At 64.7% G+C, this 15,143-nt stretch carries 11 protein-coding genes, 2 tRNA genes, 2 rRNA genes and 1 pseudogene (1 of these 16 only partly in view); 6 read left to right on the top strand and 10 right to left on the bottom strand.

Going from position 1 to position 15,143, the window contains the following annotated elements; all coding sequences use genetic code 11:
- Together NPJ82_RS01985 and gluQRS are read right to left on the bottom strand one after the other, a co-directional pair.
- Nucleotides 1-228, bottom strand: a complete 228-nt coding sequence (locus tag NPJ82_RS01985) for a twin transmembrane helix small protein (RefSeq protein ID WP_112384244.1) — start codon at nt 226-228, stop codon at nt 1-3.
- Between the two features lie 10 nt (nt 229-238).
- Nucleotides 239-1,083 (bottom strand): annotated as a pseudogene (gluQRS, locus tag NPJ82_RS01980) (tRNA glutamyl-Q(34) synthetase GluQRS).
- Between the two features lie 95 nt (nt 1,084-1,178).
- On the opposite strand from gluQRS, the gene NPJ82_RS01975 reads away from it, so the two are divergent.
- The 3 genes from NPJ82_RS01975 to ppc all read left to right on the top strand — a co-directional run bounded on the left by NPJ82_RS01975 (nt 1,179) and on the right by ppc (nt 4,960).
- Nucleotides 1,179-1,745 (top strand): HNH endonuclease, encoded by a 567-nt coding sequence (locus NPJ82_RS01975; RefSeq protein WP_112384255.1) that lies wholly within the window; start codon nt 1,179-1,181, stop codon nt 1,743-1,745.
- A gap of 22 nt (nt 1,746-1,767) precedes the next feature.
- Nucleotides 1,768-2,193 carry a hypothetical protein gene (locus NPJ82_RS01970; RefSeq protein ID WP_112384246.1) on the top strand — a complete coding sequence of 142 codons (426 nt, stop codon included), beginning with the start codon at nt 1,768-1,770 and terminating at the stop codon, nt 2,191-2,193.
- Nucleotides 2,194-2,284: 91 nt separating this feature from the next.
- A complete protein-coding gene (gene ppc, locus NPJ82_RS01965; RefSeq protein ID WP_342658175.1) occupies nt 2,285-4,960 on the top strand; it encodes a phosphoenolpyruvate carboxylase in 2,676 nt (891 codons plus the stop codon).
- A gap of 106 nt (nt 4,961-5,066) precedes the next feature.
- Here the strand turns inward: ppc and NPJ82_RS01960 are convergent, their stop codons facing one another.
- From NPJ82_RS01960 to NPJ82_RS01945, 4 genes are read right to left on the bottom strand one after another with little or no spacing between them, the layout of a single operon-like run.
- A complete protein-coding gene (locus NPJ82_RS01960; protein ID WP_342658174.1) occupies nt 5,067-5,561 on the bottom strand; it encodes a methylated-DNA--[protein]-cysteine S-methyltransferase in 495 nt (164 codons plus the stop codon).
- Nucleotides 5,562-5,610: 49 nt separating this feature from the next.
- Nucleotides 5,611-6,006, bottom strand: coding sequence for an acyl-CoA thioesterase (locus NPJ82_RS01955; protein ID WP_112384250.1), 396 nt, complete (start codon nt 6,004-6,006; stop codon nt 5,611-5,613).
- The gene (locus NPJ82_RS01950) at nt 6,003-6,599 is read right to left on the bottom strand and encodes a DedA family protein (protein ID WP_267351373.1); all 597 of its coding nucleotides are present in this window, start codon (nt 6,597-6,599) and stop codon (nt 6,003-6,005) included. Before NPJ82_RS01950 ends, NPJ82_RS01955 begins: the two co-directional genes overlap by 4 nt.
- Entirely contained in the window at nt 6,575-8,635 is a 2,061-nt protein-coding gene (locus NPJ82_RS01945; RefSeq protein WP_267351372.1) for a S9 family peptidase, read from the bottom strand. The genes NPJ82_RS01950 and NPJ82_RS01945 overlap by 25 nt, the downstream gene beginning before the upstream one ends.
- Before the next feature lie 129 nt (nt 8,636-8,764).
- On the opposite strand from NPJ82_RS01945, the gene NPJ82_RS01940 reads away from it, so the two are divergent.
- Entirely contained in the window at nt 8,765-10,558 is a 1,794-nt protein-coding gene (locus NPJ82_RS01940) for an aminopeptidase P family protein (RefSeq protein WP_342658173.1), read from the top strand.
- Between the two features lie 247 nt (nt 10,559-10,805).
- Nucleotides 10,806-10,880: transfer RNA gene (locus NPJ82_RS01935), tRNA-Thr, on the top strand.
- 208 nt (nt 10,881-11,088) lie between these two features.
- On the opposite strand, the gene NPJ82_RS01930 is transcribed toward NPJ82_RS01935, so the two are convergent.
- Nucleotides 11,089-11,463 (bottom strand): helix-turn-helix domain-containing protein, encoded by a 375-nt coding sequence (locus NPJ82_RS01930; protein ID WP_342658172.1) that lies wholly within the window; start codon nt 11,461-11,463, stop codon nt 11,089-11,091.
- Nucleotides 11,464-11,543: 80 nt separating this feature from the next.
- On the opposite strand from NPJ82_RS01930, the gene NPJ82_RS01925 reads away from it, so the two are divergent.
- The gene (locus NPJ82_RS01925; RefSeq protein ID WP_342658171.1) at nt 11,544-12,278 is read left to right on the top strand and encodes an SDR family oxidoreductase; all 735 of its coding nucleotides are present in this window, start codon (nt 11,544-11,546) and stop codon (nt 12,276-12,278) included.
- A gap of 58 nt (nt 12,279-12,336) precedes the next feature.
- Here the strand turns inward: NPJ82_RS01925 and NPJ82_RS01920 are convergent.
- From NPJ82_RS01920 to NPJ82_RS01910, 3 genes are all read right to left on the bottom strand, one after another.
- A tRNA-Met gene (locus tag NPJ82_RS01920) sits at nt 12,337-12,413 on the bottom strand.
- Between the two features lie 83 nt (nt 12,414-12,496).
- Nucleotides 12,497-12,611: ribosomal RNA gene (gene rrf / locus NPJ82_RS01915) — 5S ribosomal RNA — on the bottom strand.
- Between the two features lie 127 nt (nt 12,612-12,738).
- A 23S ribosomal RNA gene (locus NPJ82_RS01910) occupies nt 12,739-15,143 on the bottom strand (it continues 419 nt past the right edge of the window).

Raw genomic sequence — 15,143 nt, 5'->3', positions numbered from 1 at the left:
TCAGGTCCGGCCGGCCAGGAACAGAATCAGCACCACGATCAGGATCGCCAGCGCCTGGAAGAAGATGCGCATCTGCATCATCCGATTGGACTTCAGTGCCGCCGCACTCGGCCCATCGCCCTTGGCCTGCATGGTCGCTTCCTGAAGAAACGAGACGATGCCGCGCACCATCGCCACCACGGTGGCGATCATTGCCGCGATCAGCAGGATCACGAGAAAGGTGTTCATGTCGATGAAGCTAAGCCTTCCCCAGCGAAAATCCAGTGGGCAGAATATCCCGCCGCAAGTCCGCCGCCAGCGCGACTCCATCCACGCCCCGGCCCCGCATGTCGGCCAGCGCCGGCGCGCCGTGCCGCTTGGCCAGCCGCTGCCCGTCCGCGCCCAGGATCAGCGGATGATGATGATAGCGCGGCACCGGCAGGTTCAGCAGCGCCTGTAGCAGCCGGTGAACATGGGTCGCGTCGAACAGGTCGGCCCCGCGCACGATATCGCTAACCCCTTGCGCGGCATCGTCGACGCTCACCGCCAGATGATAGGAGGACGGCGCGTCCTTGCGGGCCAGCACGACGTCGCCCTGCAACCCCGGCACCGCCGTCACCCTTCCCGCCGTGGCGTCATGCCACGTCAGCGGCCCAGCGATCGCCACCGCACGCGCCATGTCCAGCCGCCAGCAATGCGGCCTCGCCATCCGTCCCGCTCGCTCGGCCGGCGCCAGGGTCCGGCACGTCCCCGGATAGACAGGTGCCATTCCATGCGGCGCCGATGCACTCGCTGCAATTTCGGCCCGCGTACAGAAACAGGGATAGACCAGCCCGCGCCCGCGCAGATCGTCCAGCGCCGCCGCATAACGCTCCAGCCGCTGCGATTGGAACGACAGGCCGTCCCAGTCCAGCCCCAGCCAGCGCAGGTCCGCCAGGATCGTCTCGATATGCTCCGGGCGGCTGCGCGTGCCGTCGATATCCTCGATCCGCACCAGGAAACGTCCCCCGCGGCCCGCGCCATGCCATGCGCGCGCACCGCCGAAAGCGCATGGCCCAGATGCAGCCGCCCGGTGGGGCTCGGCGCGAAACGCGTGACGATCATCGCGTCGCCCCTTGACCCCAAATCATTGCCCGTGCTGTCATGCGCCTGTCACGCCGTTGGGCGAAGATGTCCACGGCACCATGAAGGGAGGAGCCGTGTTTCATCCCGACCTGATGCGGCATCCGGACAGTTGCCCGGCGCTGGTCCTGAATGCCGATTACACGCCTTTGTCTTATTATCCGCTGTCGATCTGGCCCTGGCAGACGGCGATCAAGGCCGTGTTCCTCGACCGTGTCGATATCGTCGCGCACTATGAACGCGCCGTGCGCAGCCCGACCGCGACGATCCAGCTTCCTTCGGTCATCGCGCTCAAGCAATTCGTCCGCCCCTCGCAATTTCCCGCCTTCACCCGCTTCAACCTGTTCCTGCGCGACCGTTTCGCCTGTCAATATTGCGGCGCGCACCGCGACCTGACCTTCGATCATGTCGTGCCGCGCGCGCAGGGCGGCCGCACCACATGGGAGAATGTCGTCACCGCCTGCGCACCCTGCAACCTCAAAAAGGGCGGGCGTACGCCCAGACAGGCCGCGATGCCGCTCCATATCGAACCGATCCGCCCGACCAGTTGGCATCTGCAGGAACATGGTCGCAGCTTCCCGCCCAATTATCTGCATGAAACATGGCACGACTGGCTCTATTGGGACGTTGAACTGGACGCGTAACGACAAGGGAAGCACGGCGGAAATGCGGCTTGCGACGATCGGCTTGGCTCTCGGTACGGCATTGCTGGCCACCGCGTGCAACAACCATAGCGAGGAAAAACAGGAAGCGGATCAACGCGCTGCCGCTGCCGGTTTCGTGCCGCCCTCGGTCACCTCGCGTGTCGATTTCGGCGGCATGATGGACCGTCGCTTCCGCACGCTCGACCGCGACGGCAACGACATCATCACGGCCGACGAGATGCCCAGCGGCAATTCCCGTATCCGCGAACTCGACCGCAATGGCGATGGCGAGGTCACGCACAGCGAATTTTCCGAGGGGACGCTCAACTGGTTCGACCGCATGGACCTGAACCGCGACGGTGCCGTGACGTCGGAGGAACGCGAAAGCTCGCGTACCGAGCGCCCCACCACGCCGACCAACCCGGTGGCGCTCAACAACGCCAACTGATTGGTTCCCACCGGGTCGGCGGCACGGCAAAAGAAAATTACGCGCGGCCACCGGTTGACCTTCCACCTGTTGCGTTGCAGCATCAGCCATCATGGCCAGTCTTCCCCCGATCGCGAACAATCCCGACATCCGCTTCCTCGGCGCACAGCTCGGCGAGGTCATTCGCGCCTATGGCGGCGAGCGCCTGTTCGAAGCGACGGAGGCGATCCGCCGGGCCTCGGTCGAACGGCATCGTGGCATCGGTGACGGTGCCGCCGTCGACCTGCAACTGGAACAGCTCGATCTTGGCGAGACGCTCGATTTCGTGCGTGGCTTCATGCTGTTCTCGATGCTCGCCAATCTTGCAGAGGATCGGCAGGGCATCGCCACGGAGCAGGGTGCGGACCTGACCGCGGCACTGGCCCGTCTCGCGGACGAGGGTATCGATCGCAAGGCGGCCTCTGACTTGCTGGCTCGCGGGCTCGTCGCTCCCGTTCTCACCGCGCACCCGACCGAGGTGCGCCGCAAGAGCATGATCGATCACAAGAATCGCATCGCCGATTTGATGGAGATGCGCGATCGTGGTCGCGAGGTGACGCCGGATGGCGATGCGGTGGAGGCCGCGATCGGTCGCCAGATCGCGCTGCTCTGGCAGACGCGGGTGCTGCGCCGCGAACGCCTCTACGTCACGGACGAGGTGGAAACCGCGCTATCCTATCTGCGCGACGTCTTCCTGCCCGCATTGCCCGCCCTCTACCAGCGCTGGGACAAGGCGTTCGGCCACCGCATCGCCAGCTTCCTGCGGCCCGGCAGCTGGATCGGCGGCGATCGCGACGGCAACCCCTATGTCACCGCGGATTCGCTGCGCACCGCCCTTGCCCGCGCCAGCGAGGCGGCGCTCGGCTATTATTGCGACGCGGTCCATGCGCTCGGCGCCGAACTGTCCATCTCCACCGAACATGCGCAGGTCGACGAGGCCGTGCTTGCGCTCGCGGAGGCGAGCGGCGACACCGCCGCCAGCCGCGCCGACGAACCCTATCGCCGCGCGCTGTCGGGCATCTACGCCCGCCTTGCCGCCACGCATCAGGCGCTGACCGGCAAGGCCTCTCCGCGCCCCGGCCGCCTGACCGGCGAACCCTATCCCGACCCCCGCGCCTTTCGTGCCGACCTGATCGCCATCGCCCGCGCGCTGGCCGGCTCCGGCGGCGGCGCACTGGCATCTGGCGGTGCGCTCGGCCGGCTGATCCGCGCGGTGGAGACGTTCGGCTTCCATCTCGCCACGCTCGACCTGCGTCAGAACTCCGCGGTGCACGAGCGCGTCGTCGCCGAACTGCTCAAGGTCGCCGGCGTCGAGGCGGAGTATGCCGCGCTGGACGAGGATGCGCGCGTCGACCTGCTCCGCCGCGAACTCGCCAATGCCCGCCCGCTCGCCTCGCGCTTCGCCAGCTATTCGGAGGAGACGACCGGCGAACTCGCCATCGTCGAGGCTGCGGCGGAGGCGCATGCCCGGTACGGCCCCGGCTGCATCACCAACTACATCGTCTCGATGGGCAAGTCGGTGTCCGACCTGCTGGAGATCAACCTGCTTTTGAAGGAGGTCGGCCTCTACCGCCCCGGCGCGGAGCCCGGCGCCGCGATCATGGCGGTGCCCCTGTTCGAGACGATCGAGGATCTGGAAGCCGGTCCCGACATCATGCGCGCCTATTTCGCGCTGCCCGAGATCGCCGCCATCGCGCGGGCGCGCGGGTATCAGGAAGTGATGATCGGCTATTCCGACTCGAACAAGGACGGCGGGTATCTCACCTCCACCTGGTCGCTGTCCAAGGCCTCCACCGCGCTTGCCCCCGTGTTCGAGGAAGCCGGCGTCGCGATGCAGTTGTTCCATGGTCGCGGCGGCGCGGTCGGGCGCGGCGGCGGCAGCGCCTTTGCCGCGATCCGCGCGCAACCGCATGGCACCGTGCAGGGCCGCATCCGCATCACCGAACAGGGCGAGATGATCGCCGGCAAATACGGCACCCCCGCCACCGCCATGGCGAATCTGGAGGCGATGGCGTCCGCCACCCTGCTCGCCAGCCTGGAGCCCGAGCATCTGTCCGCGCCCGACAATGCGCGGTTCGGCGCGGTGATGGACCAGCTGTCGGACACCGCCTTCCATGCCTATCGCGATCTCGTCTACGGCACGGAGGGTTTTCGCACCTTCTTCCGCCAGATGACGCCCATCGCCGAGATCGCGGGCCTGAAGATCGGCAGCCGCCCGGCCAGCCGCAAGAAGTCCGACGCGATCGAGGATCTGCGCGCCATTCCCTGGGTGTTCAGCTGGGCCCAGGCGCGCGTCATGCTGCCCGGCTGGTACGGCGTTGGCCACGCCATCGCCGGCTGCCGGGACAAGGCGCTGCTCGCCGACATGGCGGAAGAATGGCCGCTGTTCGCCGCGACGCTCGCCAACATGGAGATGGTGCTCGCCAAGTCGGACATCGGCATCGCCGGCCGCTACGCCACGCTGGTCGAGGACAAGGCCCTGCGCGACACCATCTTCGGCCGCATCCGCGATGGATGGCAGCGCACGCATGACGGCCTGCTGGAGATCACCCGCCAGTCGCGCCTGCTCGAAAAGCATCCCGCGCTGGAAACCTCGATCCGCCTGCGCCTGCCCTATATCGAGCCGCTCAACCTCCTTCAGATCGAATTGATGAAGCGCCACCGCGCCGGTGAGGACGATGCCCGCATCGGCGAAGGCATCCTGCTGTCGATCAACGCCATCGCCACCGCATTGCGCAACTCCGGCTGATGACTTTCCCTCTCCCCTCCGGGGAGAGGGAAGGGGCCCGTCACCGAAGGCGATGGGAAGGGTGAGGGGCCGCCAAGCAGCGCAGCACTGCTGGCGTCCCAATCCCCTATAGCAACGCCACCCCACCCCGCTCCAACCGCAACAACCGCTCCTTCACCGCCAGCCCGCCCGCAAAGCCGGTCAGCGCACCGCTGGCTCCCACCACCCGGTGGCAGGGGGCAATGATCGAGATCGGATTGCGCCCATTCGCCGCCCCCACCGCGCGCGACGCGCCGGGTCGCCCGATCGTCGCGGCCAGCGCACCGTAACTGCGCGTCTCGCCATAAGGGATCGCCAGCAGTCCCGCCCACACCGCCTTCTGGAAATCCGTCCCCACAAACCCGAGCGGCAGGTCGAAGACGCGCAACCGGCCCACGAAATAGGCCTGCAACTGCGCCACGGCCTCGCGCAGTACCGGGTGATCGTCCGCCCGCGTCACCGCGCCCGTCCGCACCCGCGCCGGATCATCATCCTCCCACAGCACCGCGTGCAACGCATCGTCGCTGGCGACCAGCGTCAACGCACCGACGGGTGAAGGCAGGATCGTGAAGCTTTGTGTCATCCCGTCACCCTAGCGCGGATCGGTGGCGCGGGCGTCCCGCCGCTTGCGCTCAAACCGCCAGGAACGGTGCGGCGATCTCCGGCGTCACCCGCAACAACCGGCCGCTCGCCCGGTCGATCAGCGCCCAGGTGGTCACCGCATCCACCTTCACCCGCCCATCCGCGCCGGTAAAGCGCATGTGCCGGTCGAACCGCGCGCCCTTGGGCGCTTGCGGTACCCAGGTTTCCGCCGTCACCGCCTCGCCGGCGCGTACATTGCCGCGATAATCGATCACGTGCCGCGTCACGACCCAGACATAGGCGTCCAGATGCTCAGGCGGGGCCGCTGCCGTCCAGTGGGCGGTCGCGACATCCTGGATCCACCGGACCCAGACCGCATTGTTCACATGGCCCAGTTCGTCGATATCGTCGTCGCGGGCGACGATCGTGCAGCTATACCGGTTCATGCCTCACCCTCGCCCTGCGCCTGCCGGCGTCGCCACCACCACCCGATCGCGCCGGCCACGATGACCAGCGCCGCCGCGGCCAGAACATGCACCGCGCGCGGCCGCCACCGCCCCAGAAGCTCGGTCAGTCCTTCCCCGAACAGGTAGCCGATACCGGTGAACGTCGCCCCCCACAGGCATGCCGCCGCCAGGTTGACGCCCAGGAACAACCGCGCCGGCACCGTGCTCGTCCCGATCGCCACCGGGCTGATCGTCCGCAAGCCATAGAGGAAGCGAAAGGCGAAGATGAACCCGATCGGATGCCGCTCCAGCATCCCCATCACCCGGCCATAGACCTTGCTCTCGCGCAGCCGCCGCACCCAGCGGACCTCGCGAAACCGCCGCCCGGCGGCAAAGAACGCCTGGTCCGCCACGAACGAGCCCGCCGCCGCTGCCGCCATCGCTCCCGGCAGCGAGACGAGTCCCTGATGCGCCAGCAATCCGCCGGCGATCACGGCCGTCTCGCCCTCCAGCCCGGCCCCCAGGCCGATCGCGGCGACGCCCCAGCGGGCAACGATCGCCTCGATGCTCAGCTTTCGATCCCCATCTGCCACAGCACGAAGGCATGCTCCTCGGCCGCCTCGCGCAGGCTTTCGAACCGGCCGGACTTGCCGCCATGCCCGGCCCCCATGTTGGTCTTCAGCAGCAGCAGGTTGTTGTCCGTCTTGGTGGCGCGCAGCCGCGCCGCCCATTTCGCCGGCTCCCAATAGGTGACGCGCGGATCGTTCAGCCCGCCGGAAATGAACATCGGCGGATAGGCATGGGCAGCCACATTGTCATACGGGCTGTACGACCGGATCAGTTCGAACGCCGCCCTGTCCTCGATCGGATTGCCCCATTCCGGCCATTCGCCCGGCGTCAGCGGCAGGTCGGCATCCATCATCGTGTTCAGCACGTCGACGAACGGCACGTCGGCGATCACCGCGCCCCAGAGTTCGGGGTCGGAATTGACCACCGCACCCATCAGCTCGCCCCCCGCCGAACGCCCGGCGATCGCGATCCCGCCCTCATGCGTCCAGCTATCGGCGATCAGGCCGCGCGCCACATCGACGAAGTCGTTGAAGGTGTTGGTGCGCTTTTCCAGCTTGCCGTCCAGATACCATTGCTGGCCCAGATCGTCGCCCCCGCGAATATGCGCGATCGCATAGGCAAAGCCGCGATCGAGCAGGCTCATCCGCCCGGTCGAGAAACCCGGCGGGATCGCATAGCCATAGGCACCGTAGGCATAAAGGAACAGCTTGCCCGTCCCGTCGCGCGGAAAATCCGCCGGATAGACGATCGAGACCGGCACCGGCGTTCCGTCGCGCGCCGCGATCTTCAATCGCTCGGTCCGGTATTTGGCCGCGTCATACCCCGACGGGATCTCCTGCACCTTCAGCGTGGTGCGCTCGCCCGTCGCCACGTCATAGTCGTACACCGTCCCCGGCGTGACCATCGATTCATAGCCCAGCCGCAGCACGGACACGTCATATTCGGGATTGTCGCCCAGCCCTGCGGTATAGCTCGCCTCCGGAAACGCGATCCGCTGCGGCACCGTCGGCGCGTCGTAGCGGTGGATCGCGATCCGATCCAAACCGTCCTCGCGCCCTTCCACCACGAAGAAGCCCGCATAGCATTCCACACCCGTCATGTAGAAATGCGGGTCCGGGGCGATCAGTTCATGCCAGTCGCCCGGCGCCTCGATCGCGGCGGTGCACAGCCGCCACATCGGATCGATGTCGTTGGTGTGGATGAACAGCGTGCCGTCATGCTCGTCCACGTCATATTCGCGCCCCTCCTTGCGGGGCGCGACCAGGATCGGCTCGGCCAGCGGATCGTCGGCGGGCAACAGCCGCACCTCGCTCGTCACATGGTCGCCCGTGCCGATCACGATCCATTTGCGCGACGATGTTTCCGCCACCGCGACCCGGTAGCCTTCGTCCGCTTCGGTATAGAGCACGACATCGTCCGTCACCGGCGTGCCGATCCGGTGGAACCGGGCATTGTCCGTCCGCCACTGGTCATTGGCCAGGCCGTACAGGAACCCGGCATCGTCCGCGGTCCACACGATGTCGGACAGCATGCCCGGAATCACCTCGGGCAGATGCTCGCCGGTGGTCAGGTCCTTGACCCGCACCTCGAACCGCTCACCCCCCGTATCGTCGATCGCATAGGCGAGCAGCCGGCCATTGTTGCTGACCGCAAAGGCGCCCAGCCGGAAATATTCCTTGCCCTCGGCCAGCGCCGGCTCGTCGAGCAACAATTCGTCGTCGCCACCGCCGACGGGTTTGCGCCACCATTTGCGATACTGGCCACCGGTCTCGAACGCGGTCCAGTACAGCCAGTCGCCATCCTTTTGCGGCACGGAGGACTCGTCCTCCTTGATGCGCCCCTTCATCTCTTCGTACAGCCGGTCGACCAGCGGCTGGCGCGGCGCCATCATCGCCTCGAAATAGGCGTTCTCGGCCTCCAGATAGGCCAGTACGTCGGCATCGGCCACCTCCGGATAATCCGGGTCCTTCAACCAGGCATAGGGGTCTTCGATCGTGATGCCATGCGCGGTGAAGCTGTGCGGCCGCTGTTCGGCGACGGGGGGCGTCGGTTCGGTCATTTCCTTGCCTTAGCGGTTCGTCGCGGGTGCGGTCGAGGCGGTTTTCCGCATCAACGGGAATGACCGGCGGGCGGGCACGCGAAAGATCGGGGACTGTTGTGGCTGGATTGTTTCTGCCAAACCGCCGCCATGTCTCTGCATGCCGACCGCCTCGCCCAGCTTCGCACCCGCCTCGCCGTCATCGGCCTGGACGGGTTCATCGTCCCGCTCACCGACGAACATATGAGCGAATATGTCGGCGACTATGCGCAGCGTCTCGGCTGGCTGACCGGCTTCGGCGGCTCGGCGGGCAGCGCGGTCGTGCTGGCGGACCGCGCGGCGATCTTCACCGATGGTCGCTACACGCTGCAGGTCCGCGAACAGGTCGCGGCCGACGACTGGGACTATGTCGGCGTGCCGCAGGACAGCCTTGCCGGCTGGCTCGCCGTCCACGCGCCGGAGGGGGGCCGCATCGGCTATGACCCCTGGCTCCACACCCGCACCCAGGTGCAGGATATGGCCGATGCGCTTTCCACCCGCGGTGCGATCCTGGTGGCGGTGGCGGAAAACCCCGTCGACGCCGTCTGGACGGATCGGCCGCAACCCTCGCCCGCCCCGCTCGTCGTGCAGGACAACGCGCTGGCCGGCGCGACCTCGGCTGAAAAGCGCGCGCGCATCGCCGACTGGCTGGTCGAGCAGCGCGCCGACGCGGTCGTGTTGTCCGCGCTCGACTCGATCGCCTGGGCGCTCAACATCCGCGGCGCGGACGTCGCGCACACGCCGGTCGCCCTGTCCTATGCGGTCGTGCACGCCAGCGGCGAGACCGATTTCTACGTCGCCCCGTCCAAGCTGACCGATGCGGTGCGCCAGCATCTCGGCAATGCCGTGCGCCTTCACGACCGCGCAGACTTCGACACCGGGCTGCGCGGCTTTGCGGGCAAGCGCATCGTCGCCGATCCCGAGCGGGCGGTGGCCGCGATCGCCCAGGCGCTGGAGGCCGGCGGCGCCACCGTGCTCGCGCTGCGCGATCCTGTGGTGCTGGCCAAGGCGATCAAGAACCCGGTCGAGCTGGCCGGCCACCGCGCCGCCTCGCTGCGCGACGGTGCCGCGATGGTCCGTTTCCTGCGCTGGGTGGAGGAGGAATGCCCCGGGGGCGGCCAGACCGAGCTGTCCGCCGCGGCGCAGTTGCTCGCCTGTCGCCAGGCGACGGGGCGATTGCGCGACATCAGCTTCGCCACCATCTCCGCCACCGGCGCGCACGGCGCCAGCCCGCATTATCACGTCACCGAGGAATCCAATGCCCCCATCGTGCCGGGCCAGCTCTTCCTGATCGATTCCGGCGGCCAATATGATGACGGCACCACCGACATCACCCGCGTCATGCCGATCGGCGATCCCACGCCTGAGATGCGCGACCGCTTCACCCGCGTGCTCAAGGGCCATATCGGGCTGGCCACGGCCGTCTTTCCCGATGGGACGCTGGGCGGCCATATCGATGCGCTGGCCCGCCGCCCGTTATGGGAGGCTGGTCTCGATTACGCGCACGGTACCGGCCACGGCGTCGGCGCCTATCTATCGGTCCATGAGGGGCCGCAGCGCATCGCCGCGCCCAACTATCCCGGCGGGGCCGCCATGGAGCCGCTGCGCGCCGGCATGCTGCTCTCCAACGAACCCGGCTATTACAAGGCCGGCGAATACGGCATCCGCATCGAAAACCTCGTCCTGGTCGAACCCCGCGACATTCCGGGCGCCGATCGCGCCATGCTGGGGTTCGAGACGCTGACCTTGTGCCCCATCGAGCGGACGCTGATCGACGCGGCCCTGCTTACGGATGGCGAACGTGCATGGGTCGACGCCTATCATGCGCAGGTCGCTCAGGCACTTGGCCCCGACTTGGCCGAGGACGACCGCGCCTGGCTGCACGCCAAGTGCGCGCCCCTCTAATCCCGATCCTCGGACACCGGGGGCGACACCGCCCCGCCCCCTACGTCGCCCCCCGCCTCACCCTCTGCCTCCCCCCCGCCGCAGCCCGCGCCTGCGCCTTCCGCCGCCGCAAATTCTCCCGCAACCGCGCTGCCAGTCGCGCTGCCTTGTCATCTTCTGTCATGCGTTCTGCATAATCCTTGCAACAACCGCTTGACAATGACGCGCCAATCCGGTCTAGGCGCGCTTCCCGCGTTGCAACGCGAGTGCTGCCGTAGCTCAGTGGTAGAGCGCATCCTTGGTAAGGCTGAGGTCGTGAGTTCAATCCTCACCGGCAGCACCATTTTCTTCCGACGTTAACGTCGGCAAAAGGGGCAAATCTCAGCCCCGTGCCTCTCCCGGAGCGGGATACCACGCACCTGACGCACCGCGTCCAGTCCCGATGAGCGAAGATCAAGCTCCGGCAATTGCCACGATCGAATGACCGGCCGTTTTCGTATGCAGATGGACGATGCGTCGGGTCGTCATGCTTCACCACGACTCAGCAGCGGCTAGCCAGACGGGCCGTTCTTCCAGGCCTCCCGTTCGGCCAGAACGCGCGCCACCGCGTCCATATTCTCTACGCCCCATATGCATAGCGGCTCCAGCGCCTCTGCTAGGCTGCGCCCCAGCGGGGTAAGTGTATAATCGACCCGTGGCGGTACCTCCTTGTGATCGGTACGCAGCACGACGCCATCGCTTTCCAGTTCCTTCAACTGCTGGATCAAAACCTTGTCGCTTACGCCGCGCACGGCACGCTTCAACGCGCCGTAGCGATTGGGGCCTTGCCGCAGGAAGTAGAGGATCAGCGGCTTCCATTTGCCAGCGATCACTCTGAGCGTCGCATCGAGTCCGCAGGAGAAACCGGTGGGCGCGGTGTTTGTCATCGTCAGCTACTTACCAAAAGGTGCATACTTGTCGATAGGTGCACAGCTTGTCACCTCTGCCGCGCTCAAGGAGGCATGATATGAAGAGATTGGACGGCAAAACGGTGGTGGTGACCGGTGGCGGAAGCGGCATCGGGCTGGCGACCGCGCAGCGGTTCGTGAACGAGGGCGCATTCGTCTTCCTATACGGCCGCAGGCAGGACGTACTCGACCGTGCGGCCGCACAGCTGGGCCCGAATGTGGTGGCCGTACAGGGGTCCGTGACGGACCTCGACGGTCTGGATCGGCTTTATGCCGCCGTTCAGGCACAGCGAGGATCGCTGGACATCGTGTTCGCCAATGCCGGCACGGGCGCCCTGGTGCCACTGGGAGAGATTACGCCCGAACATTATGCCAACACCTTCGACACAAATGTGAAGGGACTGATCTTCACGGTGCAAAAAGCACTGCCGCTAATGAACGCCGGCGGGTCGATCATCCTGACGGGTTCGAGCACCGGCGTGATGGGTACGCCACGCTTCAGCGTCTACAGCGCCAGCAAGGCCGCGATCCGCAACCTGGCGCGTAGCTGGACGCTCGATCTGGCAGGGACGGGCATCCGGGTAAACGTGCTGTCCCCGGGTCCGACGCGGACCGATCTGGCAGCGGAGGTAGTGGGTGCATCGGACATGGAGGCTTTGAGTGCGATGACGCCCCTGGGCCGGCTTGGCGATCCGGCGGAGACGGCATCGGCTGCGGCCTTTCTGGCGTCGTGTGACAGCAGTTTCATGACGGGGGCTGAGGTGTTTGTCGACGGGGGGCTGGCGCAGGTTTGACGGGCTGTGGACGCGAAAGCGCCCCGGGAGCGTTGGCTACCGGGGCGCTTTTGGAGTTTGGTTGCGGGGACAGGATTTGAACCTGTGACCTTCAGGTTATGAGCCTGACGAGCTACCGGGCTGCTCCACCCCGCGGTGGTGAGGTTTTGTTCTTGCGCTGTGTGCGGCGCAAGAGGGATGTGAATGGGTTCTTTGTGTGCATGTTCGCGGGCTTCAATGCCTGGCGACGACCTACTCTTCCATCGCTTGAGCGATAGTACCATTGGCGCGGTCGGGTTTCACGGCCGAGTTCGGGATGGGATCGGGTGGGACACCGACGCTATGGCCACCAGGCAATGGAGCCTGCGAGCATGCGGTTGTGTTGGGTTAAAATCGATGCACCTTGGAGGTTTTATCTGGCTGAGAGTTATTTCCATCCACCCGTTCATCTAGCCCAGGGCTGATGGTGGGGGTGTGGAGCTCTCAAGCGCGACCAGAGCAATTAGGACCGGTTAGCTCCATGCGTTACCGCACTTCCACATCCGGCCTATCGAGGTCGTGGTCTTCGACCGCTCTTGATGAAATCTTATCTCGAGGGAGGCTTCCCGCTTAGATGCTTTCAGCGGTTATCCCGTCCGTACATAGCTACCCTGCTGCGCCGTTGGCACGACGACAGGTACACCAGAGGTACGTTCAACCCGGTCCTCTCGTACTAGGGTCAACTCCTCTCAAATTTCGACGCCCACGGCAGATAGGGACCAAACTGTCTCGCGACGTTCTGAACCCAGCTCACGTACCACTTTAATTGGCGAACAGCCAAACCCTTGGGACCTGCTCCAGCCCCAGGATGTGATGAGCCGACATCGAGGTGCCAAACAACCCCGTCGATATGAGCTCTTGGGGGTTATCAGCCTGTTATCCCCGGCGTACCTTTTATCCGTTGAGCGATGGCCCTTCCACGAGGGACCACCGGATCACTATGACCGACTTTCGTCTCTGCTCGACTTGTCAGTCTCGCAGTCAGGCTGGCTTATGCCATTGCACTCTAACAGCCGGTTTCCAACCGGCCTGAGCCAACCTTCGCGCGCCTCCGTTACTCTTTAGGAGGCGACCGCCCCAGTCAAACTACCCGCCACAGAGGGTCCCTGTACCGGTTTCACGGTACGAGGTTAGACAGTAGACAACAACAGGGTGGTATTTCACCTATGGCTCCACATCAGCTGGCGCCGATGCTTCAAAGCCTCCCACCTATGCTACACAGTTCTTGTCCACTGCCACTCTGAAGCTGCAGTAAAGGTGCACGGGGTCTTTCCGTCTAACCGCGGGTACTCCGCATCTTCACGGAGAATTCAATTTCGCTGAGCATGTCCTGGAGACAGTGGGGAAGTCGTTACGCCATTCGTGCAGGTCGGAACTTACCCGACAAGGAATTTCGCTACCTTAGGACCGTTATAGTTACGGCCGCCGTTTACCTGGGCTTCATTTCAGAGCTTGCACTCCTCCACTTAACCTTCAGGCACCGGGCAGGCGTCAGGCCCTATACGTCGTCTTGAAGCCGACTTAGCAGAGCCCTGTGTTTTTGCTAAACAGTCGCTACCCCCTGGCCTGTGCCCCCCACAAAAGCTTGCGCTCATGTGGGGCCTCCTTCTTCCGAAGGTACGGAGGCAATTTGCCGAGTTCCTTCAGGACACTTCTCTCAAGCGCCTTGGTATACTCTACCTGACCACCTGTGTCGGTTTCGGGTACGGTCTATACGGTGGGGCTATTTCCCGGGACAGTTTCGAAGCACGGCCAATCCGTTAAGGCCGTACAACACACACCATCCGTCACACACCACCAGGCCCACGAATATTAACGTGGTTCCCATCGACTACCCCCTTCGGGCTCGTCTTAGGGGCCGGCTCACCCTGCGCGGATTAGCCTTGCGCAGGAACCCTTGGTCTTTCGGCGAGAGGGCATCTCACCCTCTTTATCGCTACTCATGTCTGCATTCGCACTTCCGATACCTCCACGACCCATTACCAGATCGCTTCACAGGCCTACGGAACGCTCCGCTACCGCGTGTACAAAAGTACACACCCTAAGCTTCGGTGCACGTCTTGAGCCCCGTTACATCTTCGCCGCAGAAACCCTTGTTTAGACCAGTGAGCTGTTACGCTTTCTTTAAAGGATGGCTGCTTCTAAGCCAACCTCCTGGTTGTTTTGGGATTTCCACATGCTTTCCCACTTAGACGTGACTTGGGGACCTTAGCTGTAGGTCAGGGCTGTTTCCCTTTTGACGACGGACCTTAGCACCCGCCGTCTGTCTCCCGAGTATCACTCATAGGTATTCGGAGTTTGGTTAGTGTTGGTAGATCTCGCGACCCCCGCAACCATCCAGTGCTCTACCCCCTATGGTGTCCGCTCGAGGCACTACCTCAATAGTTTTCGCGGAGAACCAGCTATTTCCCGGCTTGATTGGCCTTTCACCCCTAAACACAACTCATCCGGTAACTTTTCAACGTTAATCGGTTCGGACCTCCAGTGCGTGTTACCGCACCTTCATCCTGGTCATGCCTAGATCGCCGGGTTTCGGGTCTAATACTTCAAACTAAAGCGCCCTATTCAGACTCGCTTTCGCTGCGCCTACACCTATCGGCTTAAGCTTGCTTGAAACATTAAGTCACAGACCCATTATGCAAGAGGTACGCTGTCAGGCCTCAAAGGGCCCTCCAACTGCTTGTAGGCAATCCGTTTCAGGTACTGTTTCACTCCCCTCATCGGGGTGCTTTTCACCTTTCCCTCACGGTACTAGTTCGCTATCGGTCATGTACGAGTATTTAGGCTTGGAGGGTGGTCCCCCCATGTTCAGACAGGATTTCACGTGTCCCGCCCTACTCGAGTCCT

It is taken from the genome of Sphingomonas sp. NY01 (genome assembly GCF_038809135.1).
Classification (GTDB): Bacteria; Pseudomonadota; Alphaproteobacteria; order Sphingomonadales; family Sphingomonadaceae; genus Sphingomonas; species Sphingomonas carotinifaciens.
Note: the sequence above shows the minus strand (reverse complement) of the source record. Positions and strands in the feature narration are given on the sequence as shown.